Origin of the sequence: Methylotenera sp. 1P/1, assembly GCF_000384355.1 — a bacterium.
Classification (GTDB): domain Bacteria; phylum Pseudomonadota; class Gammaproteobacteria; order Burkholderiales; family Methylophilaceae; genus Methylophilus.
On sequence record NZ_ARWC01000001.1, the window covers coordinates 1,817,242 to 1,843,025 of the forward strand.

Genomic DNA, 25,784 nt, shown 5'->3' on the forward strand with positions numbered 1-25,784 from the left:
TATGTAGATCTGCAATAAATTTCGCACCGCTTCAAAAATTCAAAATAAAAGTGTGATAACTTAAAACTTTGCATTCATCAAAGCACAGACATGATAGAAGGTTTAGTTCAGTTATTTTTATGGCAAGGCTTGGGCGAGTTGGCTTCTAAGTTTTTGCTACCAAGCATCCCCGGGCCAGTATTAGGCTTGGTTTTCCTGGTGGTATTTCTAATGATAAAAGGCGAGGTAAATCAACCGCTTGGCCAAGTAGCCGATCAGTTCAGACAACATCTGGGCTTGTTGTTTGTACCAGCCTCGGTAGGTGTGGTGCTGTTTTTGCCAGAACTCAAAGCCCATGCACTTGCTGTTTCTACCGCGTTGCTGGTCAGCGTGGTACTAACCATTGGTGTCACTGCCGTCGTACTCAAGGTGTTTTGGTATTTTTCACTCAAGTTCGGCAAGGGGCAACGCCATGAATAAGCGTATACCGATTTCCGAAATCTGGGTCTATCTGTCTGGAGACCCGCTGTTTGCATTGATCATCACTCTCGCCACTTATCAGCTTGGCTATATGCTGTACGTACGCGCTAAGCGTAACCCTGTCGTCAATCCGGTTGCCATTTCTGTGGTGCTGACTTGCTGCATCATTAGCGCGCTGGATATGCCCTACGAAAAATATTTTGAAGGCGCACAGTTTGTGCACTTTTTACTGGGGACAGCTACTGTTGCTTTGGCTGTGCCCATTTACAATGGTTTTAAACGCATGAAAGGCAAGATCTTTCATATGTGGGTGGCACTCACTGCAGGTAGTACCGTCTCCATTGTCAGTGCCGTGGCCATTGCGCAGTGGATGGGCGCAAGCAACAATATGGTGGGCAGCATGTATGCAAAATCGGTCACCGCCCCCATTGCCATGGGTATTGCCGAACGCATCAACGTATCGCCGACCTTAACAGCCGTGTTCACAGTCATTACCGGCATGCTGGGTGCAATATTGGCGCCTTATATTTTAAATGCACTCAAAATACAACAATGGTGGATTCGCGGCACAGCCATTGGCGTAGGGGCGCACGGCTTAGGTATTACCCGTGCCTTTAGCGTGAACGAGGAAGCGGGTATTTTTGCTAGCATGGCGATGGGCTTAAACGGCGTGATTAGCGCGATTGGTTTGCCGATTGTGCTCACGTATTTACGCCCACATCTCGGCATATAACCATTACTTTACGTAGGTTTGCAGCCAGCGCTCCAATACCACAACCACGTAGGCTTGCTCATCTAAAGTGAGTTCGCGCCCTTGTGGAATGGCATGCCACTGTTGCAAGCAGCCACGGCAGCAACAAGCCGTAGCATGCTGCGCTACAAATACAGGGTGACCACGCATCGGCGTTTGTTTGCCTTCATTTTCAATGACGGCGGGCGCCAAGCGTTTTTGCACAAAATCCTCGGCATGTGTCAGCACTTGCGCCAAACCTTTTTCTTGCAGATACGCTAAATCACGTGCGTTCAATTGAAAGCCCGCTCTGAATGTCGATTTTGCCAATACAGCAAATAATGTATCCAGATTGCGCATGGATTACTGCAGTTGCTTCAGCTCTAAATCGCGTAACTTGGGGGCAAGCTTAGCGGTAACGCCCACAATACCAATCGTCATCAGGCCGCCAAAAACCACGGAAGGCACTAGCCCGAATAGTTTTGCTGCAACACCAGATTCAAATGCGCCCAACTCATTGGATGAACCAATGAATATGCCATTAATGGCCGATACCCTGCCGCGCATGGCGTCCGGCGTAGCCAGTTGCAATATGGTTTGCCGCGTCACCACAGAGATGCCATCCAGCACACCAGAAACCATTAACAAAGCCACGGCCAGCCAAAAATAAGGACTAAGTGCAAACCCAATCATGCATAAGCCAAACCCTGCCACTGCAGCCAATAACCAGCGGCCTGCATGTAAATTGATGGGGTGCCGCGTAAGCCATAATCCAGTCAGTATCGCACCCACCGCAGGGGCAGCCCGCATCAATCCGAGCGTTTCTGGGCCCATATGGTAAACATCCTGAATAAAGGCGGGCAACAACGCAACCGCGCCACCAAACAATACGGCAAACATATCCAGCATTTGCGCGCCAAACACAATTTGGTTACTCCAGACAAAGCGCAAGCCTTCGCCAATACTTTTGAAAACCGGTGGGCTTTCTGGCGCAGGCGGCTCTTTCACTTTTAACATCCCCATTGCGACAGCCGCGCCTACGCACAAAGCGCTGGCTAGCGCATATGCCATGGTTTTACTGGCAAATCCCACTAACAAACCACCTAATGCCGGCCCCAATATCAACCCTATTTGGAAAATAGAACTGCCAATGCCTGAGCCACGCGCATAAGATTCCCTGGGCACAATAATCGCAAATAAGGTGGTATAACTGGGGGCAATAAATGCACGGGCAATGCCGGTAAATGCAATTGAGCCATAAATCCAGACACTGGGATTGCCTGTAATCCAGCCCATCGTCACACAGGTCAACGTTAAGGCATTTAGGCATAACAAAGTAGCGGCTAAGATGCCAAATGCGCGGCGCGAATAATAGTGATCGACCGCATGGCCAGCGAATAAAGTGCAGGAAAAGTAAGGGATCACTTCCGCCAAACCAATCAGCCCGAGCGCCAATGGATCATGAGTGAGTTCATAAATGTGCCAACCCACCACTACCGCCATAATTTGGTAGGCCAATACCATTTGAATACGAAACGCCAACAACTTTACAAAGGCAAACTGATGGTTACTGAATAACTGCTGAATAGAAATATGCATCACGCTATTATAAATTTAAATTCTGCCCAATATCTCTATGGATGTGTAAAGAAGCAGGCTCAGTTACAATGTGGCGTTAGTGCAGAGAATAAAGCAGTAAGCGTGTGCAAACATGCCGATGAGTCGTCGTTGACCTAGTGCGATTCTGCTGAAATAGATTAGGCGCACTAACCTTTTTTTGACGCGTTTTTTTTCCGATCTTGTACCTTTGGTATCACTCTTACCTAGAATTTAACAAGCATGGGCACAATCTAGCCACAAAAAATATTTATTTTATCGTCAACGTCATGCTTTGCCGTGGCGTTATCCCAGTAAGCTGAACAGAATTTCACAATTAACAATGATTGCCTAGTTACATTGTTAGGCAACTTGTGTAAGCTCTCGCAGCTATCCTAGAGCAACCATCAGCAAGCTTGCTGATATTTAAATAGCACTCAACAATTTAAGGAAAGTTATGAAAAAAGTATTACTAGCATCACTGTTTGCATTGTCTGTTTCTAATGCTGCTTTTGCAGATGATATTATCGACTCAGCCGCTGCTGATGGCTCACTCAAAACATTGCTGACAGCACTGCAAACGGCTGGTTTAACAGACACACTTAAAGGCGAAGGCCCTTTTACTGTGTTTGCACCAAGCGATGCCGCATTTGCCAAGTTACCAAAAGACAAACTGGAAGCATTGCTCAAAGATAAAGACGCACTCGTAAAATTGTTGAACGCACATATCGTTGCGCACAAAATCACTAGCGATGATGTTACAGCTGGTAAAGTAAAATCCGTTGAAGGCCATGAGTTGAAATTAGACGTGACTGCCGGCATCAAAGTAGATGGCATCCCAACAGTGGGCGGCGGCGATATCAAAGCGGATAACGGTATGATCTACGTACTAGACACGGTGTTGTTGCAAGAACACGAAGGCAAAAAGAAAGTAAGCAAAAAGAAAGCGGGTTAATACCCTGTTAGCATTCAAAAGCGGGCGCTATCACTAGCGCCCGCTTTTTTTGTGATGTGAATCTAAACTCAGTCTAAGCACAGATTATTTGGGCACACGCCATAAATACCAACTGGCTACCGTGCGATAAGGCTGCCAAGCCAAACCAATCTCTGCCAAGGCTTTAGGCGTTGGCGCATCCGTTAAAGACTTCAACCGCTTATAACCTTCACGCACACCAAAATCATCCACCGGCAAGATATCCGGACGTTGTAATGTAAAGATCAGCATCATTTCCACTGTCCAACGCCCAATCCCTTTTAGTGCAACCAAACGCTCAATCAAATCTTCATCGCACATGTGTTCAGCTTGCGCAAGTGTTGGCACCAATCCAGTCAGTGCGCCTTGTGCAATGCCTTTGGTCGTCTCAACTTTTCGGCCAGAGAACCCACAAGCACGCAAGGCATCAAACTCTGCATGTGCGAGCTGTTCTGGCGTTGGAAATTTGCCTCCAAAATGGGCTTTGAATTTTGCCAAAATAGCATCACCCGCTTTAGTGCTGAGCTGTTGGTAAGCCACAGCGCGGACCAATGCCTCATAAGGGTCACGCTCTGACTTGAGTATAAGTTGGCAATCGCCAATCTCAGCAATAAGCTTGGCAAAGTCTGGATCTTGCTCACTTAAAAAAGTTTGCGCTTGTTGATAACGGTGCATGCATTCATTATAACAGTGTGCATTTAAAAGCTAGTACCAAGAGCCGGGAAGCAAATAACACATCACCATGGATTTATTGAGTTCTCTTGAAAGCAGTCAGCGATTAGACTTAGATGGACTGGTCTATTTACGTGGTTATGCGTTGCCTAACCAAACACAATTGCTGGATGATTTACATGCCGTTATCTCCGCCGCACCCTTGCGGCAGATGATGACACCGATGGGATTTGCCATGTCAGTGGCCACCACCAGTTGTGGCGCATTAGGCTGGGTATCTGATCAGCAAGGTTACCGCTACTCGCCTATCGACCCAATACGCCAAGCGCCATGGCCCGCAATGCCAGAAAGCTTTTTTGTACTCGCTAATACGGCTGCTAATATTGCCGGCTACACTGATTTTGCGCCAGATGCTTGCCTGATTAATCAATACCAAATCGGCACCAAGATGGGCTTGCACCAAGATAAAAATGAACGTGATTTCACACAACCCATTGTATCCGTATCATTAGGCATTGCTGCGCGCTTTCAATTTGGTGGCAAAAAACGCACCGATAAACCCACGCAATTGCGCCTTGAACATGGCGATGTGATTGTGTGGGGCGGTGATGCACGTTTGAATTATCACGGCATCATGTCCATGCAATCCGGGTGTCATGCAATATTAGGTAACACGCGCGTTAACCTCACTTTTAGAAAAGCAGGTTAACGCGGCAATATAGAATTACAGTTTAAGCGCTGCTTTAATGCGGCGGAACGTTTGGCTGAGCAAATTACCATCCAATTTGTAATGCTTATGTAATGGTTGCTTCACTTCCCAACTGGCGGTCATGCCTGCTGGAAACGTCACCAAATCGCCCTTACCAAAGGACACAGATGCGCCGCCTGTAGGTGTAATCACGCACTCACCCTCTAAAATATAGGCAATTTCTTGTTCTAAGAATGTCCATGGAAAAGTAGAGACCTCCTTTTGCCAGGTTGACCATTTGCTCACCCCTAAACTGTCTAAATGGGCTTGGCTAGGATTTTTTTCTACGATAATTTGACTCATGCTTTTTCTTTAAAAATGATAATGGTCAGCCATTCTATACCAGTTAAATAATTGCAACTATAGCGGCTATTCCTTGTCTTACTTTTGAACGCAAAATTGTTAGCTTTTAAGGTTTGTCCATCTATTTTTAACGCCCAACGGGGCTTGAAAGCAGAAAGGAAGAACTATCATGAAAACCTTAAAAATCAACAAATTACTAGTAGGCGAAGCATTGGTCGGTGAAGGCAATGAGGTCGCCCATGTGGACTTAATCATGGGGCCACGTGGCAGTGCCGCCGAAACCGCTTTTGCTTTAACGCTCACCAATCAAAAACGTGGTGACAATGCGTTGCTAGCCGTAGTAGCACCCAATCTCATGGCAAAACCAGCCACTGTGATGTTCAACAAGGTCGATATCAAAGATGCAAAACAAGCGGTGCAGATGTTTGGGCCAGCGCAGTCTGGTGTGGCTAAAGCCGTGACTGACTCAGTCAAAGAGGGCACCATTCCGTTAAAAGAAGCCGATGATATATTTATCTGCATTGGTGTCTTTATTCATTGGGATGCCGCAGTTAGCACCAAAATCCAAGACTGGAATTATGCAGCGACCAAGCTCGCCATTCAACGCGCGGTGGCAGGCTTGCCAAAAGCAGCAGAAGTGATTGAAAATAGTGTGAAGACTTCTCACCCACTCGCGGCGCATGATTATAAAACTGCACCTGAAATACAGCCTTTACAAAAAGCGGCTTGATAGATGGCATGAGACAGTAAACCACGAGGTAACAAACCAGTAGTAAAATAGCACTTTTACTACTGGTTGGTATTGGCATGCAGGTCAATTTAGCAGACGCGATGACGTTACTTAACAACGGCGAAGTGGTCGCGATTCCTACCGAAACGGTGTATGGATTAGCGGCAGATGCTAGCAATGAAGCTGCTTTACTCAAGATTTATGCCACAAAACAACGCCCAGCCAATAATCCGCTGATTGTCCATATTGCAAACATTCATCAAGTGAGTGGCTATGCTGACGAATTTTCGGCTTTGGCCAAAAAACTCGCAATAGCGTTTTGGCCTGGGCCATTTACGTTGGTACTCAAAGCCAAACCGCATGTGTCTAATATATTGCGCGCCAATGCGCCGACTGTTGCACTGCGCGTACCTGCCCATCCGCTCACGCTGCAATTGCTCAAAGAAAGTGGCCTAGCCTTAGCCGCGCCCTCCGCCAATCGCTATACCCAGCTCAGCCCCACCACAGCAGCGCATGTCGAAAACAGCTTGGGTAAAGATATTCCGGTACTAGATGGCGGCCCATGCCAAGTGGGCATTGAATCTACTATTGTGAGTGTGGATGGCGACCAATGGCAGTTGTTACGCCACGGCATGATTACGGAAGCGCAAATTGAAGCCATTGCAGGCAAGCCAGCACAACCACTCACACAAGACATTCCCAAAGCACCGGGGCAACATTTATTGCATTACTCGCCACGCACACCCACGCGCTTGTTTGAAGCATTTGCCGACTTACAAAAATACGCGCAATTGCATCCGCACTGTGCAGCATTGCTAATCGGCCAAAGCAATACAGCACTCCATGCGCAGGTGCACAGCGCCCATTGCATTGCGCTACCCAGCACACCTGCGCAAGTGGCAGAACACTTATACGATGCGCTGCATCGATTAGATGACTTGCAAGCCAGTGCGATTCTCATTTTGTTGCCTCCAGACCAGCCAGCGTGGGCAGCTATTCGAGACCGCTTAACGCGCGCAGGCTATCAAGACGCACCTTAAACTAGAAGCATCCTAAATGAGATGAGTCATTGTCGGTCTTGGCATAAGATGGCAAAATGAACCCATTGAAATTTTTACCGTTAAGGCAACACATGAACTATCAGCACGTCACCGCCATTGCACTTACCTGCGTCATTCTATCGGCATGTAGCATGGTAGCGCCCCTTAAAGTGTTTAAGTCTGAAACCAAAGAGCGTTCTAAAAATCCGGAAAACGCCACCGAATATGTATGTGAAGGCAACAAACGCTTCTTTCTGCGTATGCTGAACAAGGACAACGATGCCTGGCTTATTTTTCCAGACCATGAAGTGAATCTGGCAAAATCCAGTACCGAGAAAAATCGCTATGTATCCGGCTCCATTACACTGGCATTAGAAGGCGACCAGACGACGCTGACGGACGGCGATGTATTGTCCTATACCGCATGCAAAGCGCAATTAAAGAAATAGTATTGGGTTCTACACTAAGCTGAATTACATCTTGCGATGCCCTTCAAAAGAGGGTAAGTTAAACACTTAAGCAGTTGCAATTAGAAATGGCTATCCCTGTTGAGAGGACCATACCCATGGACAACAAATACGGACTAGGCAGCACCAAAGTAGCGACAGAGCAGCATACCTTACACCACAAATCGGAGAGCTCGACACAAGCTGTGTGCAAATTCTGTAACAGCACACATCTTGTGTTTAGCCCCACCATGCATGACCACCGCTGTGACGACTGCGGCGAATGGCAGCAAGATGTACCACAAGGTTATTCCACGGGTCGCAGCAGCGATTACTGAGCTTGCTCTTTAAGCGCGAGATTAAACGCCTCGTCCAATTCCACATGAATGGCCTGTAACGCTGCGTGCATCCGCGCCACCTCATCCGAATTGCCGGCACGGCTAGCCAACAAACCCAATCCGATCAGACTACTCGGATGCTGCGGTTGCAATACTAATGTCTGCTGAAAACTCTTCTTAGCATCGGCATCACGGCCAAGCTTAGCTTGTGCCACAGCCAGATAATAATGTGCTTCGGCTGTGCTTGGTTCTTGCTTGACCCAAGCCTGAGCAACACGTGCTAATTCTGACCAATCCTCATTTTGGTATGGCAACACTACTTGCATAAAGTAAGGTGCTGCCTCGGGTGGTGCGTCCCAAAATGGCACAAGGTCTGATTGTAACGAGGTGGTTTCAGGCGTATCCAGCAATGCTTTGACCCAGTTGACCGGAATATTATAAAAATAAGCACCACGCCCTGGGCTCTTAAATGTACTAATGGCAATCAGCTTACCCGCTTCATCAAACACCGGGCTACCACTGGCCCCCATGATAAATGAAGCATCGGTACGTACAATGACGCTGTCGTCGAGCGGATAAAGCGCTTTGATTTTGCCATAGGTCACTTGAGGTTTGGGCGGCCCACCGGGAAATCCAATGGAGAACATCGGCTGTTCGTAGCGCAGCTGCGAAGCATCACCCAGTTCCACTGGTTTTAAATCTAGATATTGAAAACGTAGAATACATAGGTCATGTTTCCAGTCCGCTTTGAGGCCAACCGGCGCAAAGCTATCGCCAAATTTAGTGATATTGACCCCATTGGCATTGGCCAATACATGGCAGTTAGTCGCCACCATGTCTTTGGCCACCACCACACCGGTACCAACGCCATGCCCACCGGATTTAGTTACCACATGCACCTTGGCTACTGAGGCTTTAAGTTGATAAGTCAAGTCAGCACTTGGCTCTGCCGCCGCAATGCATGCAAAACCAGCCAGCCATATCATCAAGACGAATCGCATGATAATCCCCACATGTTTTGGTACTGAAGATGACATCATATCGCGCAAATAATTCTTAACATGCTGACTATTTGCATGCGCTGTTAAATAATTCTCAATTCGCCCACGATTTGAGATGAAAATGCCATTAAAGCACTGTAAAATATTGGGTTCAAAAATATATTTTCTGGATGCATGCCATGCTCATCAAAACTGAAATCGCAGATATCTCAACACCTACTGGTGTAATGCGGACTTATATCCATCGCCCGACACATACTCAAAAAGTACCTGCGATTTTATTTTATTCTGAAATTTTTCAGCAAACAGGTCCTATCGAACGCGCTGCCAGATTCATGGCCGGCCAAGGATACGCCGTCTTGGTACCAGAAGTATTTCATGAACTTAATCCGATTGGTACAGTCCTTGGTTATGATGATGCAGGACGTGATAAAGGTAACGCTGATAAAGCTGCCAAAGATGTGCAAGACTATGATGCTGACAATCGCGCCATGATTGAATTCTTAGGCAAGCAAAATTGGTACGATGGCAACGTAGGCGCTATGGGCTTCTGTATTGGTGGTCACTTGGCGTTTAGGGCTGCGCTACAACCGGAAGTTAAATCTACCGCCTGCTTTTACGCCACCGATTTACACACAGAAATCATCCCAAACAAACCTAACCAACACTCCATGGATCGCCTGAGCGACATTAAAGGCGAGTTATTGATGATTTGGGGCAAACAAGACAACCATATTCCTACCGCTGGCCGCAGCTTGGTGTATCAAAAACTGACAGATGCCAACCTGAGCTTCACTTGGCACGAGTTCAATGGGCAACATGCCTTTATGCGTGACGAAGGCGAACGTTATGACCCGCAACTAGCCATGACTGGCTATCAACTGGCCTTGCAAATGTTTGGTAACACACTGTAAATCGCCCAAATTGAACAGCATTGTTTTAGCAGTAGAAGTAGCGTAGTACGAGCTCTAGCCACAAGCCAAGGCTCTAATTTTTGATTTAAATTACCCATTTAAGAAAGCTTAAAGAGAGAGAAGCATGACCACCACAAAAAACGCTGACATTGGCCTTGTAGGCCTTGCTGTGATGGGCCAAAATCTGGCCTTGAACATAGCCGACCACGGCTACACCATCGCTGTTTACAACCGCGACCCGAAGAAAATGCTGAACTTTATTGAGGAATGCAAAAACAATGAGCCATCTCACGAGCGCGTGGTTGGTCATGCAGATTTGGCTTCTTTTGTACTAAGCATCAAACGCCCACGTAAAATTGTATTGCTAGTGAAAGCAGGTAGCGCAACCGATGTCACCATCAACGCGTTATTACCATTCCTAGAGCAAGGCGATATCATCATTGATGGCGGCAACGCATTGTGGACAGACACTATCCGTCGCGAAAAAGAATTGGCTGCCAAAGGCATTGAGTTTATTGGTTCAGGCGTTTCAGGCGGCGAAACTGGTGCGCGTTTTGGCCCATCGCTCATGCCATCTGGTACACGTAAAGCATGGTCTAGCTTAGAGCCAATCTGGCGTGATATTGCAGCCAAAGTAGACCCTGTGACCGGTACACCGTTAGAAGGCGGCACCCCAGGAAAACCAGTCGAAGGCGGCTTCTCTTGCGCAGAATACATTGGCCCGGACGGCGCTGGCCATTATGTGAAAATGGTGCATAACGGTATCGAGTACATCGATATGCAATTGATTTGTGAAGCCTACTGGTTGATGAAAAACTTGCTAGGCATGCCAGCCGATGAAATCGGTAAAGTATTTGCCGAATGGAACAAAGGTGAACTCTCTAGCTTCTTGATTGAAATCACTGCGGATATCCTGCAACAAAAAGACCCAGCAGGCAAAGGTTTCTTGGTAGACCAAATCTTGGATACTGCCGGCCAAAAAGGGACTGGCCAATGGACTGCAGCCAATGCGCTTGAGCTAGGTGCGCCTGCCAACGCGATTGCAGCAGCGGTATATGCACGTGCGCTTTCTAGCTTGAAAGAAGAACGTGTTGAAGCAAGCAGAATCCTAAAAGGCCCTGTGCTAGTGAAAGAAACTGATAAAGCAGCCATTATCGAAGCGATTAAAAACGCATTGTATTGCTCAAAAATCTGCGCTTACGCACAAGGCTTCCAACTGATTGATAAAGCACAAGTGGCTTATAACTGGAAACTGAACTTTGGTGAGATTGCACAAATCTGGCGCGGCGGTTGTATCATCCGCGCGCGCTTCTTGCAAAAAATCACCGATGCTTATGCATTGAATTCACGTTTGAAAAACTTGATGCTAGACCCATACTTCACCAATGCGATGAACGAAGGTCAAGCTGGCTGGCGTAAAGTGATTGCCTTGGCGGTGACGAATGGCATTCCAGCACAAGGTTTTGCGGCTGCGCTAGCATATTACGATGGTTACAGAAGTGCAGACCTGCCTGCAAACTTATTGCAAGGTCAACGTGACTACTTCGGTGCGCATACTTACGAGCGTAAAGATCAACCACGTGGTCAGTTCTTCCACTTGGATTGGCCCGAGGCTGGTCGTCCGCAATTGACGATTGAATAAGCGTTTTTGAGGAAGAAAACTCTAGAGAGAGGGTGGCCGATGCCATCCTCTTTTTTTATAGCTTGATGTTGTGGTTGCCTGATGATTAAACGTTAAAAACGCTTAATACCAGACGGTACTACATTAAACGCAATCGCAACTTGCTTCTAAAAATCTGTTTAGATTTTTATTTCTTTGCAATATCAACACACTGGCTTCTTGCTCTTTTACCTTTGCTGATTTCTCAGTAATTGAAGGGGCGTAGATTTCATCCAGCAAAGCATCTTGTTTCTGTACTTGTACTCGTTCTGTTACTTGCATCATCGTTTCCTTTTGGGAGTTAAAAACCGCACGAATTGTGTTCGTACGGGGTAGAGCATCAATCGTTAAAAAAATTCAATTTCCACATGCTTTAGTCGCACAATCATGAAAATCATGACAACTTAAATCAAGCGCTTAACACTTTGCGCTTACTGCTATTAACGCACAAATCAATTGCAAGATGACAAGCATAGACTGTGCCATACATAAATTTTCATTTAAATAATTCATTATTAACGCCCCATGTGACAGCATAATTACGTAAAATAGCACTCTTTAATGGCCGCAATATTTCGCTATGCATTTAATTATCAACGGTAAAGACAAACATTTTGACGACGCTGCACTTTCGGTCAGCGCGCTTGTTGTTGCAATGGACCTCGCTGGCAAGCGCATCGCTATTGAGCGCAATGGCGAAATCGTGCCGCGCAGCCTGTTTGATGCTGTACTATTAAACGAAGGTGACCAGTTGGAAATTGTAGGCGCAGTTGGCGGCGGCTAGGGTACAAACGAGAATATAAAGATGAATGATGCATTAGTGATTGCTGGAAAAAGTTACCAATCAAGATTACTGGTAGGTACGGGTAAATATAAAGATTTTACCGAAACACGTGCTGCCATAGACGCAAGTGGTGCCCAAATTGTCACAGTAGCAATCAGAAGAACCAATATTGGTCAGGTCGCTAACGAACCTTCGCTACTGGATTATCTGCCACCAGAAGAATTTACCTACTTACCTAATACCGCAGGTTGCTACAGCGCAGATGACGCTGTCAGAACACTGCGTTTGGCACGTGAGCTATTAGACGGTCACAAGCTTGTGAAATTGGAAGTGTTGGGTGACCCGAAAACACTGTATCCCAACGTCATTGAGACCTTGGCCGCAGCCAAAACGTTGGTCAAAGAAGGCTTCGATGTGATGGTCTATACCTCAGATGACCCGATTATTGCTAAACAGTTAGAAGACATTGGCTGTTGCGCTGTGATGCCTTTGGCATCACTCATTGGCTCTGGCATGGGTATTTTGAACCCTTGGAACCTGCAGATTATTATTGAGAATGCCAATATCCCCGTATTAGTAGATGCGGGTGTGGGCTGTGCGGCCGATGCTGCTATTGCCATGGAGTTAGGCTGTGAAGGCGTGCTGATGAATACAGCCATTGCCGCTGCGCAGAACCCAGTATTAATGGCGGGCGCCATGAAAAAAGCCATTGAAGCAGGCCGCGAGTCTTATTTAGCTGGCCGTATGCCGAAGAAACTGTACTCTGCCTCGCCCAGCTCGCCGACCACCGGGCTTATTTCAGGAAACGGATAATCCGCGTGGAAGAGAAAAAACGCTACGCTTGCTTGGTCAAGGTGAACACTACTTTTCTGGAAGATCAATCTAATCCCGGCGAGTCAAAATACGCGTTTGCCTATACGGTAACCATTACCAATACTGGCACGGTTGCCGCCCAATTAATTAGCCGACATTGGATCATCACCAACGCGCACCATGAAACTCACGAAGTGAAAGGGCTTGGTGTCATCGGCGAACAACCGTTGCTGGAACCTAATGCGCAGTTTGAATACACAAGCGGCACGATACTCAGTACCGCTAGCGGTGAAATGCAAGGTACCTATCAAATGGTGGCAGAGGATGGCACCTTATTCGAAGCCAACATTGCCCCTTTTCAGCTCTATCAACACAGGGTGTTACATTAATGACCACTTTACGCTTACGGCACCACTGGTTGATTATTTTCTTAACACTGATGATGATCACCGCATGCGGTAAAAAAAACATCAAAGATCCAATACCATGCCGTTGTGAGCCGACCACATCACAACCCAGCAAACCCATTCCCGAACTAGTAACACCGGAAACCAAACCAGAAGCGCCGGGCAGCAAAATTCCAGAATACGGCTTACTCAAACTTGCTAACTGGAGCGAGATAGACGCTTGGAAACAAGATAATTTGAGCGCGGGCTGGCCAGCTTGGCTGACCAGCTGCTCTACATTAAAAAACAAGCCTGAATGGCAACCTGCCTGCCAAGCCGCAGTGTCACTAAATGCTCCTGATAACACACAAATTATCGAGTACTTCACCCGCTACTTTAATGTCTACAGTACTAGTACTATTGCCGGGAGCAACACCGGACTAATTACTGGCTACTACGAGCCAGTGTTAAAGGGCAGCCGCACCAAGTCTGCACAATATGCCTTCCCACTCTATGCACAGCCTAAAGATCTGATTACGGTGGATTTAGGTACGCTGTTTCCAGAGCTCAAATACAAACGGGTACGCGGTAAACTAGATGGCAATCGCTTGGTACCTTACTTTACACGCGCAGAAATCGAATCGGACAAGCCGCCTTTGGCTGGCAGCGAGATTGTTTGGATTGATGATGCAATTGATGCATTTTTTCTGCAAATTCAAGGCTCTGGCCTAATCCAATTAGATACTGGCGAGCAATTACATTTAGGCTACGCCGATCAAAATGGACATGCTTATAACTCGATTGGCAAAGTGTTGATTCAACGCGGCGAGCTCAACGCCAGCCAAGCGTCTATGCAGGGCATTAAAGACTGGGGGCGTAAAAACGTTAGCAAGCTGCGTGAGCTGCTGAATACCAATCCTAGTTATGTCTTTTTTAGAGAGTTGCCTGCTAATCTACCCGGCCCTTTGGGTGCGCTGGGCGTTCCCCTTACTGCGGAACGTAGCGTTGCCATTGACCCCAAATATATTCCGCTAGGGGCACCCGTCTATTTATCTACGACCTACCCAAATACCACCAAGCCATTACAGCGATTAATGATTGCCCAAGACACCGGCGGTGCCATTAAAGACGGGGTACGTGCAGACTTTTACTGGGGGAGTGGCAATTACGCTGGAAAAATGGCGGGGGCGATGAAGCAATCCGGCACGATTTGGGTATTGCTACCTAAAGAATTCAAATTGCCTGTGCCTTAAATATTAAGACCAAGTAAGAATTAAGACTAATAAGAACCACAAAAACAAAAGGGTGCTATAAGCACCCTTTAGCATACGTTAAACAAAGATTATTTGTTCATTACGTACATTGTAACTTCAAAACCGAAACGCATTTCAGTAGCTGCTGGTGTTGTCCACATAATGATTCTCCTTTAGTTAGAATTCGTTTGGGTTACTTTGCATGACTGCCAGTACATCTCCATAACGTAGAGTTACTATACCTTGTGCTTTAAAATATCACCTGTCTAAACTGCTTAAAACTGTCTCATGGTTTTCATTAGATTACCCTGATGCAGCATGCGATGTGCCCACCCCTTTTAGCTTTTTCATCAGACGTTTCCAACCTTTGCGCCCAATCGTCTTTTTCAAACGTACTTTGAAATCGTACAAATGAAATGCTAGGCGATGACGCCAAGTGAACTGACGCCCAATCATGCCAAAATAGATTTGCATGACACGGTCACGACCTGCCCAATGCAGCTTGTGGCAAGCACGCGTCATGTCTGCCAGACGATATTTTTCCGGAAACGGCGTCAAAGGGAAACAACGCAAACGCGCGGTATCGATTAATGAAAAACCAAGCTGCTTATCAGCCCCAACATTGACTAGAATATTACCGCCGGAGAAGTCTCTGAAGTAAACCAATCGGCCATGCATGTCATGGCAAAATTGCGCAAATTGAAAATATACTTCTTCTGCCTGCAAGCCATTAAAGTGGCTTTCTCCTTGTGCAAAAGCAACAAATATTTGCCCGATGCTGGCCTCTGATTGCACATATTCGCACACATAAAAATTTTGCTTCAGACTGGTATCGCCCACTTTTTCAAAGTAAGCTACTGGCATGGCCGTGCCGATACCGCGACGCATAAGTTCCATGGCTCCGTTCCAGCTGCGCTTGGCTTTGCTGGGTTTGAAGCGATCTAAAAAAGCTTTGTGCGGATACATTTTGACTGGCTGCTTGATCGTCAGCTGTGCTGTTGGATTTCTAGGGTCGGGCACCGCCCAAATCGCATTACGGGCATGGCGCAAAGCACCTTCTTTTTGCGGTGCCTGTAACCGTGCCGGATGTAATTGCTGCGCCAATAATGCAGCTTCTTCAGCATTGCTGGCTAGTACCAAGCCTTGCCAACCATCTTCATCCAAGCGGAAATACTGCAAGCCCTGTTGGTGCGCGTGTATCGTCAGGTCTTTTGCTAAAGTGGGAGTGGCCTGCACAAGTGTTGTATTGTGCCAAATTAAATACATGGGCGATTCAGTCACAAACGCATGTGTGTTGGCCAACACTGTGCCATCTCGATGCACCATCACGGCTTGTGTCAAAAGCGCTTGTGTGTAGATTGCGTCCAAGAAAGCTACCTTGCCATTTTGTGTCCATATGGCATGAATGGTATGGCCATCTTTTTCAAAATGATGGTGCTCCAAGCCGTTACCAGTAGCCAGTGCACGCACATACTGCGCACCTTGAATTTGGGCAGCACACGTTTTTACCGCAGCAAAGCTTGGCTGAAGCTGGTAATGTTGCAGTGCGCCATCAGCATGCTGGTAGTGCGTCACACGCTCAAGCGCCGGGTAGTCATGCTCAGTCAAACCGTCGCTAATCAGGCCTTCACGCTGGCAAATCAGCGCACCCCAATTGGCTTGTTTTAATGCGCCAGAAGCTGCTAATAGCAGAAAGTAACGTGCAGCGTAATCGGCTTGTTTTTGCAGCGCATCGGGATAACGACGTTGCACACGAAATATTGCCCAAAATGCCACGGGTGAAATGAGCGCAGAAACACCGAAATCCTGATTGATTTTCTGTAGCAAACGCGCCTTTTTGATTAAGTTATAGTCAAACCAAGTCGTCCACTGATACTTAAAAATACGGTGGTCATTGCTTTCTGGCTCTGGTACGCGCTCACAAAACAAGTTGTTGCTAAAAACGTCCGGAAGCTGCTGGCGCGCCTTTAAATGCTTGAGCAAGCTCACGTTATAGAACGGCTCAAAGTCTTGTATATTCGGCCCTGCAATAGTGATATTGCGCGCTTTAATCAGCGTGTAAGCAATATCCCAGGTGGCAAGAAAACCATCAAATGTATAACCGCTCCAGCGTTTGCGGTTGATGGTGGAACCGATTTCAATATGGGCTAACTGATGACCAAAACGGTCTAGTAAATTGACAATAAACTGCCGCCAGATGACTTGCTCGGCAGCTAACAACATATGTTTGGCAGACTGAAAAGGTTGTACCAAATGCAAATTGACGCGAAAACCTGCTGCAATCAATGACGATAAAAAGCGTGCATTAGGTGCTTCCACCTCATCATTACCTAAGTCTCCATAGGTAAAATCTAAGCGCACACGTTTAACACCCAGCGCCTGCAACTGCGCAATGACATAGGCATCCACTGCCGGATCTTGCTGCGTGGCAACACACACGCCGATAAAGTCGTCGACAATGGTATGGCCAGAGACAGGCAAATGCGCATGGCGTAACCACATGCCGCCCCGCAGAAAATAACTTAACCCGTCACGGACCACCTGCTTGGTGAGCATAGAAGGCTGATACGACGCACCCGTCATTACGGCAACCGGTAGCGCTGTTCTGTATACAGCAAAGATGGCAACAGTGAGTTGGCCAATGCGCGCTGCTCAATTTGCACAGCATTTGCAGGAGAGGGTACCTCATTCAAATGCTTATGCTGTGTATCGTACTTACCATGTGCGGGCGCTTTGCCTTCACGCAATACCACCACCTGATTGGCTACCTCTTTATCTGCTTTTTGTTGGGTTTGCTCCATCCAACCATAGTTATAGTTGTACTGCATCATGGCGCGGCCCAGATAATCTGCCGGCAGATTGGACATATCGTGCCCTGTCATCGGGTGCTGTGCTTGCACGCCCATTAAAGACAATACGGTCACCGGCAAATCGATTTGGCTAGCAATGGCCGTGATCGTTTTAGGCTGAATGTCCGCACCCAAAATCAGGCCAGGGATGTGGAAATGCTCAATGGGCACTAGTGTCTCACCACGCACACGAATATCGTGATCGGCCACAATGAGAAACACTGTGTCTTGCCAATAAGGGCTGGCTTTGGCCTTTTTGAAAAACTCACCAATAGCATAATCGGCATATTTCACTGCATTATTATCGGTGGCTTTGGGCTGCTCATACAGCTCGATACGCCCATCCGGAAATTCAAATGGCGCATGATTAGACGAACTAAATGCAAGCGTGAAAAATGGTTTGCCACTGGCATGATGCGCCAATAACTGTTCATGCGTTTTATTCAGCAAATCCTCATCCGAGGCGCCCCAGCTCCCTACAAACACTGGGTTTTTATAGTCTTTTTGATCGACAATATGTTGAAAGCCGTTGCCCATAAAAAAGCCGCGCATATTGTCAAAATGAGACTCCCCACCATAGATAAACTCTGTGGAGTAACCTTGTTTTTCTAACAAAGCTGCCAAGCTAAAAAAGTTTTTCTGGCTAAGTGATAGCTTCACTGTACTGTCTGCCGGCGTAGGCTGAAAGCCTGTCACCACCGCTTCAATGCCACGTACCGAACGCGTACCGGTCGCATACAGCTGCTCAAACCAAATCCCCTCTGCTTTTAGTTTTTCAAGATTAGGTGTGACCGGTTTACCGCCTAAGGACTCAACAAAGCCTGCGCCTAAGCTCTCTTGCAGAATAATGACTAAATTCAGCGGCTTATCGCGTTTAACCGATGGCACCAAAGTAGTTAATGTCGGGATATCAGTATCTTTGGCCTGCGTCAGTTTAAATATGTCCGCTTTATCCATCTTGCCGTAGATCTCACTGGATTTGGCCTCATGCTGCAAACTATAAACAGCATAGATGACCGAATAGCCGGAATTTAAAATCAAGCTGTTGACCATGCTGTCTTGGGTAATTGCAAACAGCGCCGGGTTAGCAGGGCGGTGGCCAAGTGTGGAGCGGATACCAAACAGTGTGAGTACTAACACCAAAGGCCAGACAACCCACAAACGTTTGTTTGTCCAAGTCGATGTTGCAGACTGCCATGGTTGCAGCCAGTAACGCATGCCCACAATGGCCAGCACCGTAAAGCCAATACCAGCAAAGATATGTACTTTGAAACCACGCCACAGCATGCCCATGACCTCATGTGGATATTTCAAATACTCCACAAACAGGCGATTCGGGCGTACATCGTATTCCATGATAAAGCCAGGCGTAGCCGCTTCTAAAAACACCAACAGCACCACCGCAATCAACACCCAGCCGTAAGTAAACCACTTCCATGTGGTAAAAAACTGGCGTGTAGCCAATAGCGGTGCCAATAGTACTGGCACAAGCGCAATCAGCGCCAACTGAATGATATCGACACGCACACCTTGGTATAGCACGGCCAATAATTGCCCTGTGGATTCCACACGACCAAATTTCCATAGCACTAGACCCAACCGCGACAGTGACAACACGACCAAGCCCAGCAACAGCATGGAAAATAACGGGGCAAAAGGGCCTGCTTTATTGGCAACCTGCCAAACTGCACGGCGAAATGGATCGAACAAGGATTTGATTTGCATAAACGCAGATTAAAACATCAAGATGAAAGGGCTCATTATAACGATAAAGCCTGCATTGATAGTAGCGCGCTGCAAATTCCACTATTCAGCATTCAAGCATCTTTAGGGCGGAACCATGCCTTAAATGTTGTGTAGTAATTGGGCTGACGCATACACAAATAGCCCATGACCAACACATTGACAAGCGCAGTGATTAGAAACAACTGCGGGATACTGTAACCTAGCTTAAACAAAGCGATTGAAAATAGGGCAGAGACCACCATAAACAAAGCGTTCATAATATTATTGGCGGCTATCACACGTGAGCGATACGCGGGCTCCGACAAGGTTTGTATCAACACATACAAAGGCACAATGTAAAAACCACCGAATACGCCTATCAATGCAATGTCTATCAATAAACGCCAATGGTTAGCGTGACTTAGAAACTGATGATAATCATAAGGCTGCATACCACTTACCGTTGCAAGATGCGTGGCCACCCAATAAATATCCAACGTAAAGCAACTTAAGCCTATGCCACCAATCATCACCAAACCCAGCATGGCTTTGTTGCGTGAAAGTTTCTCGCAAAGCAAAGAGCCAATACCCACGCCAACAGAAAATACCGTCAACATCAAAATAAACACGCTTTCATCCCCATGCAGCACCAGCTTGGCCATATTGGGGAATTGCGCCAGCAATGTCGCGCCAAAAAACCAAAACCAAGAGATCGCCACAATGGCTAACCACAGTGGTTGCTGCGCCCAAATCAACTTTACATTGCGGCAAGTTTCTATGATCGGATTCCACTGTATTCGCAACGCGGCGGAAAGCGCTGGTGTCACCGGTATTTGTCGGCTCGATACATAACCAATCATAGCAATACCAATCACAGCAACGCTAGTCAGCAAAGCATAATCAGGCTGAATTGCTAGCCATGCCCCCAACACTTGGCCCAGCAAAATAGCCACAAAGCTGCCCATTTCTACCATGCCGTTACCGCCTACCAGCTCTTGTGCATTTAACTGCTGAGGCAGATAGGCGTACTTTACCGGACCAAATAGAGTGGAGTGGACACCCATCAAGAATAATGCTGTCGCCAATAGCCACAACTGATGCAGATAAAAGCCAGCGGCAGCAAATACCATAATCCAGATTTCCAGTACTTTGACTAAGCGAATAATGCGAGACTTCTCATATTTATCTGCAATTTGCCCAGCAGTTGCAGAAAACAAGAAAAAAGGCAGGATAAACAAACCCGGGAGCAGAGTCGCCATGGTCGCGCCATCTAGATTGCCCAGTGTACTGGCGTGAAAGGCAACTAAAGTAATGAGTACAGTTTTAAATAAATTGTCGTTAAAGGCCCCTAAAAACTGCGTTAAAAAGAAAGGCAAAAATCGTTTTTGTTTTAAGAGCTGGAATTGGTTACTCATGATGTGCTGCTTGCATGGGAATGATTAAAGAACTTACGTGTTTCAAACACGCTATTTGCAAAACTATTGTTTTTCGATCGCATTAATCTTTTGACTGCAAAATCAAACATCAGTGGATTATATTGTTTTAACGCGTGTAAAAATGGCAAGTGCGCATCCTCCAATAGACCTAGCTGATTTAATTGCCTTGTATTAATGAGCGGGAAAATACCGGGCAAAGGATAATCCGATCCATTTAATAAACGGCCATGCCAATCTGGACGGGCTAAAATAGAGTGAATTACCCAAGCATGATTGATTAATGTAATGGCAGAAATCTCGCCGAATACCAAGGACTGATACTCTGGTGCATCCATTAGCCGTTCAAACAGTTTGAAACTTTTGACGCGTTGATTGCCGTGATCTAAATCAACATCTTCACCATCGCTCGCACAATGCGCTAACACAACGCGTACGCCTGCATCCAGCGCACGACGCATTTTCAGCGGATTGCCAAACGATTGATCGCCGCCTTGCACGGCACTTTCTCGCCCAGTATGGCTGATGATGGGCATGTCCAATTGCGCGGCTTTTTTATAAAAAGTATCACATTTTGTTGACCCCGGATCTATGCCCATCCCAGAGGGCAGCCATTTGATTACACGGGCGCCTTCTACCTTGGCTTGCTCTAGCGCATCTATGGCATCTGCACGATACGGATGTATGGAGGCGACCCACTCAAAATACTGCGGATACAACTGAGCAAGCTTTGACGCATAGTGATTTGAAACATAAAAGATCGACTGCTCAGTCAGTGGCCGTCCCTGCGCATCTCGATACCAATCGAACGCAAACAACATGGATTTATAACCTGCAGGCATTTCAGCATGCAAGCTTAACAAACGCTCTACTGTGCTTGCGTCCACATTGCCATCTTCGGCGCACACGCCATTCATATAAAACTGTTTTTGTAACTTCAGTATCGGATGTGAGTAACTATCCATGTTTGGGTTAAACCATACACCACTGGCACTATCGCCCGTGCCGACTAGGTGCACATGGCTATCCCAGACCTTACTGGCGTCTATGCCATCCCAAATTTTTTGCATCAGTGGGTGTTGTGCTAGTGCATCTGGCATTGCGCTCAAGCAGGGATTAGTTAGCCCAGCATCTGGCCAGTACTTATAACCTGCATAACTTAAACTGCTGAGCCCGAACACACCCAACCCCAGCAAAAACTGTCTACGATTCATGCGCTTTATTGCCTTTTATTGTCTTGCGATAAAGCCATCAAAAAATTCTTTGTTTTGCTTTGCCGTTTGATTGCTTTCCGGCCGCACCAATGAGGCATAAAGCATTTGTCCATTCTGATTGGTTTGCTGATCCAGCACTAATTGTCCATCGTGCGCAAACACCACCAACTCCAGTGGGTACGACTCGGCTTCGCCTGCTTGCAGTGCAATGTCATCTGGCGAGATAGTGTAACTGTGCAGCACACGCTTGGTCACAAAATCAATATGTGGGTACACCATATACACCAGTTCAGAGCACACAATGGTTTCGGTTGTGTTTACATCAAAATTAAAGTCATAGTGTTTACCGATATTGCCCAAGGCAATTTTAACGGCTTTGACTTGTTGCTCTTTGGATAAGTGTTTAGGTCTTAACACCGCAATATCATCAATATTCATAAACGCTTGTAAGCTATTAAGCTGCACACCGCCTCTTAGCGCCTCTACCACACCTGCCCCGCTTTTAATGCTGGCGAGGTGCTTTTTTATTTCTGGCAAATCGTGCATACCTAATGCTTGCAGCTGTTCTGCCGTTCCTACATACACGGCGGCGTGCCCAAAATGCCCTGGAATGGTTTTATCCGTTAGCGTAAAAGGGGTTTTCTCTAACAAGATATCACCTGGTTGCAACTGTACAATCAAGTTCTGTACAAGCGCTGCATTGTTTTTTAATTTACCGTCACGCCAGCGCACCAGCCCCAGTGTATTACCCATTACTTTTGAGGAATTAAACTTGAGCTCTTTCAGGCCTTCTTTAGGCAGTTCGATGAGCCCAGTGACGGCTTTTTTTGGTAAACGCAACAGCTCGTTAAAGACATTAGCGCCTTGATAGCTTTGTAATAAACTGCTTTGTGAAATATAACGGTTTAACGCCTGCACAGTGTTGGAACTGATCGCCATATGTTGCTTAATTATGTCTTGGTTATCATTAAAAAACTGTATCGCATCGACCATCGCCTTACGGTATTCAAGATTGCCTGCACGCGTAACGGATGACTGATAAAATCCTGGTGCAATGCCTAGTTCTGGATAACCTTCATTCAGCTTTTCACGTAATAACGCATGCGCTTTGAAATTCTCTCGCATTACTTGATGATTTTCATACAGCAACACGGCTGCCGACATTGCAATCATAATTTCCGTTATTCGTTCTTGATCACTGATTTGACCGTCCACACGATACAGTGCCGAGCGATGATTCAAGGCCTGCTTAAACAATTGATTACGTATCGCATCGGCTTCATAAATCGTTTCAGCCATATTCAACGCTAATGCGGCGGGGATAGCGCCTTTGTGTTGCTTAATTGCAGCATTGGCTTCAACTATTAATACTGGGATTTTTTGCCTTAACGTCTCTGAGTGTTGAATATGCGCAAATACTTCTTGTGCATCAGCCTCAAGCTGCGTACTTAACGAAGTCGCCTGACGCTTGACGATGTCTACTGTCTCTTCCGCCGAGAGCAACTGTATTTGCATGACAACAAGTAGTGTCATCACGATAGCCGCATATGTTCTTCTCATCATTAAACTGCCTCTGCTTTTTCTTTTAACATCACATAATCGGTTTTACCTGTTCCCAATAACGGAATCTCATCTAGCCGAATGATTTTGCGCGCAATGGCTAACTCTGGCGTTCCCAAATTTTTGGCGACTATTTGTAAATCTTCTCGTTTCAGGGCGGGGTCGGTCGTGAACAGCACGATATTTTCACCACGCTGTAAATCTACTTGCGTGGTCGCGGCATGTTGATGCTCGGGCGCTGCGGTATGTGCAATTTTCTCCACCACCTCAAGCGATACCATTTCCCCCGCCACTTTGGCAAAGCGTTTGACGCGCCCCTTGATAAAGATAAATCCTTCATTGTCTACAGTGACCACATCACCGGTGTTGTACCAGCCTTGTTCTGGCACTTCCAGCTGTGCCGGCGCATCATACTTATAATAGCCCAGCATCACATTCTCGCCTTTTACATGGAACACGCCACCCTGTTCAATCCCAGGTACAGGCTCCAGTTTATAGTCAATTCCCGGCATCAATTGGCCTACACTGCCATGCCGATTGGCCATAGGCGTATTGGCTGAGAGTACCGGCGCGCACTCTGTAGTGCCATAGCCTTCTAAAATGCGTATGCCAAATTTTTCATGATAGGTTTTACGCACCTCTTCATTCAGTTTTTCAGCGCCGGCCACCACAAATCGTAATTTATAAAAATCGTAAGGGTGTGCAAATTTGGCGTAGTTTCCTAAGAAGGTACTGGTCGCAAACAATACGGTACAGCCTTTATCATAAATGACCTCTGGGATAACTTTGTATTGCAGTGGCGATGGGAAAATCATGATTTTGATGCCGCCTAATATTGGCAATAGCGAGCCAGTAAAGCCAAACGCATGGAACATGGGCAATACCATCATAAATTTATCGGTTGGATTAAAATCCAGCACAGCCATAATTTGCGCAATATTGGCCAAGATGCTTTTATGGGAATGCACAACGCCTTTAGGCTTGCCTTCCGAGCCTGACGTAAACAGAATGACCGCAATATCTTCTGGGCGCGTTTCATCCATAGCTGCTCTGGGATAATGCAGCGCATAGCCCATTAACCATGCGCGATCCCTCACGCCAAACTGACTTCTCAAATCTTCCAAATACACTATATTTAAGCCTTGGAACTGTGCTACTACTTGTTCCAGCGCGGCGGCTTCAATAAACTTTCTGGAGGTGATAATGGTTTTGATATTGGCTGCGGTACACGCATTTTGCATGCCCGCAGTGCCCGAGGTGTAATTGAGCATGGCTGGAATTCGGTTAAACGCGCTCATACCCAGTATCAGCGCCAGCGTGTTGGTCACATTGGGCATTAAGACGCCGACCACCTCTTTAGGTGTGCTGACTTTACAAGCAATGCGCCCTAAGGCCAGACTCTTTTTCAGCAACTCCTGATAAGTCTCTTCGACCTCATTCATGTCCTCTACAATTTTTGTGCTTCTACCAAACTTATCCACGGTATCTAAAAAAGCTTCAAAAAATGTGCGGCTTTTTTGCGCTTGAAACAGCATTTTTTGCATGACGCCACGCATGCCTTCGCCAGCAATGCGTCTGCGTTGCTTGGCAGATAGTGGCGCATGATTGCTTGGGTTTTCAATCACGATTTCCGTACTAGGCAATACCGTAAGCGTGACACGTGGAAATAGCTTTCTCGGATGCGCATCTGATAAGCGCCCAAAGTAGGATTGCGCCGCGCCTTCTACCCGCACTGGCAATATACGTGCGCCAGTTTTGGCCGCAACAAAGCCAGGGCCATCATAGACTTTCATTAAGCTGCCGGTCAGCGTAATTCGGCCTTCGGGGAAAATCACTACATTCTCACCTAAATCCAAACGACGGATGACCTGCTTCATGGCCAATGGGCTCACCGGATCAACCGCTAAATGGGGTGTTAATCTTAAAAACTGGCGGAATATTCTGTTTTTTAATACGCCTGTGTGCACTACAAAGGTAGCGCGTTTGGGCAAAAATAGCCCTAGCAATAGGCCATCCAAAAAGGATTCATGATTAGCCACGATCAACAAACGATCTTCTTTCGGCACGTGTTCTAAGCCATTGACCTTGACGCGAAAGATAATTTTACAAATGCTACGTAGTATTGCTGCCAGCATCTCAACCCCCGTTAAATCTATT

At 46.7% G+C, this 25,784-nt stretch carries 27 protein-coding genes; 14 read left to right on the top strand and 13 right to left on the bottom strand.

What is annotated here, in order from left to right; genetic code table 11:
• Positions 1 to 90 precede the first annotated feature (90 nt).
• Both A3Q3_RS0108670 and A3Q3_RS0108675 read left to right on the top strand, forming a co-directional pair.
• Positions 91 to 459, top strand: coding sequence for a CidA/LrgA family protein (locus tag A3Q3_RS0108670; RefSeq protein WP_020183199.1), 369 nt, complete (start codon positions 91 to 93; stop codon positions 457 to 459).
• Positions 452 to 1,192, top strand: a complete 741-nt coding sequence (locus A3Q3_RS0108675; RefSeq protein WP_020183200.1) for an LrgB family protein — start codon at positions 452 to 454, stop codon at positions 1,190 to 1,192. Before A3Q3_RS0108670 ends, A3Q3_RS0108675 begins: the two co-directional genes overlap by 8 nt.
• Before the next feature lie 3 nt (positions 1,193 to 1,195).
• Here the strand turns inward: A3Q3_RS0108675 and A3Q3_RS0108680 are convergent, their stop codons facing one another.
• Both A3Q3_RS0108680 and A3Q3_RS0108685 read right to left on the bottom strand, forming a co-directional pair.
• Positions 1,196 to 1,549, bottom strand: a complete 354-nt coding sequence (locus A3Q3_RS0108680; RefSeq protein ID WP_020183201.1) for a DUF4186 domain-containing protein — start codon at positions 1,547 to 1,549, stop codon at positions 1,196 to 1,198.
• Positions 1,550 to 1,552: 3 nt separating this feature from the next.
• Positions 1,553 to 2,788, bottom strand: coding sequence for an MFS transporter (locus A3Q3_RS0108685; RefSeq protein ID WP_020183202.1), 1,236 nt, complete (start codon positions 2,786 to 2,788; stop codon positions 1,553 to 1,555).
• 454 nt (positions 2,789 to 3,242) lie between these two features.
• Between A3Q3_RS0108685 and A3Q3_RS0108690 the strand changes: the two genes are divergently transcribed.
• Positions 3,243 to 3,740 (top strand): fasciclin domain-containing protein, encoded by a 498-nt coding sequence (locus A3Q3_RS0108690; protein ID WP_020183203.1) that lies wholly within the window; start codon positions 3,243 to 3,245, stop codon positions 3,738 to 3,740.
• Positions 3,741 to 3,824: 84 nt separating this feature from the next.
• Here the strand turns inward: A3Q3_RS0108690 and A3Q3_RS0108695 are convergent, their stop codons facing one another.
• A complete protein-coding gene (locus tag A3Q3_RS0108695) occupies positions 3,825 to 4,433 on the bottom strand; it encodes a DNA-3-methyladenine glycosylase (RefSeq protein WP_020183204.1) in 609 nt (202 codons plus the stop codon).
• A gap of 67 nt (positions 4,434 to 4,500) precedes the next feature.
• Here A3Q3_RS0108695 and alkB point away from each other — a divergent pair, with 67 nt between their 5' ends.
• Positions 4,501 to 5,139 (top strand): DNA oxidative demethylase AlkB, encoded by a 639-nt coding sequence (gene alkB, locus A3Q3_RS0108700; RefSeq protein ID WP_020183205.1) that lies wholly within the window; start codon positions 4,501 to 4,503, stop codon positions 5,137 to 5,139.
• Between the two features lie 15 nt (positions 5,140 to 5,154).
• On the opposite strand, the gene A3Q3_RS0108705 is transcribed toward alkB, so the two are convergent.
• Complete coding sequence (locus A3Q3_RS0108705; protein WP_020183206.1) at positions 5,155 to 5,481, bottom strand: cupin domain-containing protein; 327 nt, start codon at positions 5,479 to 5,481, stop codon at positions 5,155 to 5,157.
• 169 nt (positions 5,482 to 5,650) lie between these two features.
• Between A3Q3_RS0108705 and fae the strand changes: the two genes are divergently transcribed.
• From fae to A3Q3_RS0108725, 4 genes are all read left to right on the top strand, one after another.
• Positions 5,651 to 6,211 (top strand): formaldehyde-activating enzyme, encoded by a 561-nt coding sequence (gene fae, locus A3Q3_RS0108710; protein ID WP_020183207.1) that lies wholly within the window; start codon positions 5,651 to 5,653, stop codon positions 6,209 to 6,211.
• A 77-nt stretch (positions 6,212 to 6,288) separates the two neighbouring features.
• Positions 6,289 to 7,251: an L-threonylcarbamoyladenylate synthase gene (locus A3Q3_RS0108715; RefSeq protein ID WP_020183208.1), complete on the top strand. Its 963-nt coding sequence runs from the start codon at positions 6,289 to 6,291 to the stop codon at positions 7,249 to 7,251.
• A gap of 92 nt (positions 7,252 to 7,343) precedes the next feature.
• A complete protein-coding gene (locus A3Q3_RS0108720; RefSeq protein WP_020183209.1) occupies positions 7,344 to 7,700 on the top strand; it encodes a hypothetical protein in 357 nt (118 codons plus the stop codon).
• Positions 7,701 to 7,816: 116 nt separating this feature from the next.
• Positions 7,817 to 8,035 (top strand): hypothetical protein, encoded by a 219-nt coding sequence (locus A3Q3_RS0108725; RefSeq protein ID WP_020183210.1) that lies wholly within the window; start codon positions 7,817 to 7,819, stop codon positions 8,033 to 8,035.
• Here A3Q3_RS0108725 and A3Q3_RS0108730 read toward each other — a convergent pair.
• A complete protein-coding gene (locus tag A3Q3_RS0108730; protein WP_232418395.1) occupies positions 8,029 to 9,036 on the bottom strand; it encodes a serine protease in 1,008 nt (335 codons plus the stop codon). The genes A3Q3_RS0108725 and A3Q3_RS0108730 overlap by 7 nt on opposite strands.
• Positions 9,037 to 9,215: 179 nt before the next feature.
• Here A3Q3_RS0108730 and A3Q3_RS0108735 point away from each other — a divergent pair, with 179 nt between their 5' ends.
• Positions 9,216 to 9,950: a dienelactone hydrolase family protein gene (locus tag A3Q3_RS0108735; RefSeq protein ID WP_026361846.1), complete on the top strand. Its 735-nt coding sequence runs from the start codon at positions 9,216 to 9,218 to the stop codon at positions 9,948 to 9,950.
• A 124-nt stretch (positions 9,951 to 10,074) separates the two neighbouring features.
• Positions 10,075 to 11,592, top strand: coding sequence for an NADP-dependent phosphogluconate dehydrogenase (gene gndA / locus A3Q3_RS0108740; protein WP_020183213.1), 1,518 nt, complete (start codon positions 10,075 to 10,077; stop codon positions 11,590 to 11,592).
• Positions 11,593 to 11,715: 123 nt separating this feature from the next.
• Here gndA and A3Q3_RS14415 read toward each other — a convergent pair whose 3' ends face one another.
• On the bottom strand, positions 11,716 to 11,895 hold the full coding sequence (locus A3Q3_RS14415) for a hypothetical protein (protein WP_155930901.1): 180 nt from the start codon (positions 11,893 to 11,895) through the stop codon (positions 11,716 to 11,718).
• Between the two features lie 295 nt (positions 11,896 to 12,190).
• On the opposite strand from A3Q3_RS14415, the gene thiS reads away from it, so the two are divergent.
• Genes thiS through A3Q3_RS0108765 form a run of 4 tightly spaced genes read left to right on the top strand, consistent with a single transcriptional unit; the run spans position 12,191 to position 14,846 of the window.
• Positions 12,191 to 12,394: a sulfur carrier protein ThiS gene (thiS, locus tag A3Q3_RS0108750; RefSeq protein WP_020183215.1), complete on the top strand. Its 204-nt coding sequence runs from the start codon at positions 12,191 to 12,193 to the stop codon at positions 12,392 to 12,394.
• 21 nt (positions 12,395 to 12,415) lie between these two features.
• The gene (locus A3Q3_RS0108755; protein WP_020183216.1) at positions 12,416 to 13,207 is read left to right on the top strand and encodes a thiazole synthase; all 792 of its coding nucleotides are present in this window, start codon (positions 12,416 to 12,418) and stop codon (positions 13,205 to 13,207) included.
• Positions 13,208 to 13,212: 5 nt separating this feature from the next.
• Positions 13,213 to 13,596 carry a Co2+/Mg2+ efflux protein ApaG gene (gene apaG / locus A3Q3_RS0108760; RefSeq protein WP_020183217.1) on the top strand — a complete coding sequence of 128 codons (384 nt, stop codon included), beginning with the start codon at positions 13,213 to 13,215 and terminating at the stop codon, positions 13,594 to 13,596.
• The gene (locus A3Q3_RS0108765; protein WP_020183218.1) at positions 13,596 to 14,846 is read left to right on the top strand and encodes a murein transglycosylase A; all 1,251 of its coding nucleotides are present in this window, start codon (positions 13,596 to 13,598) and stop codon (positions 14,844 to 14,846) included. The genes apaG and A3Q3_RS0108765 overlap by 1 nt, the downstream gene beginning before the upstream one ends.
• Positions 14,847 to 14,935: 89 nt before the next feature.
• On the opposite strand, the gene pqqA is transcribed toward A3Q3_RS0108765, so the two are convergent.
• From pqqA to aas, 7 genes are all read right to left on the bottom strand, one after another.
• Positions 14,936 to 15,007: a pyrroloquinoline quinone precursor peptide PqqA gene (pqqA, locus tag A3Q3_RS14585; protein ID WP_012777389.1), complete on the bottom strand. Its 72-nt coding sequence runs from the start codon at positions 15,005 to 15,007 to the stop codon at positions 14,936 to 14,938.
• A gap of 142 nt (positions 15,008 to 15,149) precedes the next feature.
• Positions 15,150 to 17,429 (bottom strand): lipopolysaccharide kinase InaA family protein, encoded by a 2,280-nt coding sequence (locus tag A3Q3_RS0108770; protein WP_020183219.1) that lies wholly within the window; start codon positions 17,427 to 17,429, stop codon positions 15,150 to 15,152.
• Positions 17,429 to 19,420 carry an LTA synthase family protein gene (locus tag A3Q3_RS0108775; protein ID WP_020183220.1) on the bottom strand — a complete coding sequence of 664 codons (1,992 nt, stop codon included), beginning with the start codon at positions 19,418 to 19,420 and terminating at the stop codon, positions 17,429 to 17,431. The genes A3Q3_RS0108770 and A3Q3_RS0108775 overlap by 1 nt, the downstream gene beginning before the upstream one ends.
• A gap of 92 nt (positions 19,421 to 19,512) precedes the next feature.
• Positions 19,513 to 20,835 carry an MFS transporter gene (locus A3Q3_RS0108780; RefSeq protein WP_020183221.1) on the bottom strand — a complete coding sequence of 441 codons (1,323 nt, stop codon included), beginning with the start codon at positions 20,833 to 20,835 and terminating at the stop codon, positions 19,513 to 19,515.
• Positions 20,832 to 22,067 carry an amidohydrolase family protein gene (locus A3Q3_RS0108785; protein WP_020183222.1) on the bottom strand — a complete coding sequence of 412 codons (1,236 nt, stop codon included), beginning with the start codon at positions 22,065 to 22,067 and terminating at the stop codon, positions 20,832 to 20,834. Before A3Q3_RS0108785 ends, A3Q3_RS0108780 begins: the two co-directional genes overlap by 4 nt.
• Positions 22,068 to 22,082: 15 nt before the next feature.
• The gene (locus A3Q3_RS0108790) at positions 22,083 to 23,630 is read right to left on the bottom strand and encodes a YiiX/YebB-like N1pC/P60 family cysteine hydrolase (RefSeq protein ID WP_020183223.1); all 1,548 of its coding nucleotides are present in this window, start codon (positions 23,628 to 23,630) and stop codon (positions 22,083 to 22,085) included.
• The gene (gene aas / locus A3Q3_RS0108795) at positions 23,630 to 25,762 is read right to left on the bottom strand and encodes a bifunctional acyl-ACP--phospholipid O-acyltransferase/long-chain-fatty-acid--ACP ligase (protein WP_020183224.1); all 2,133 of its coding nucleotides are present in this window, start codon (positions 25,760 to 25,762) and stop codon (positions 23,630 to 23,632) included. The genes A3Q3_RS0108790 and aas overlap by 1 nt, the downstream gene beginning before the upstream one ends.
• Positions 25,763 to 25,784 lie beyond the last annotated feature (22 nt).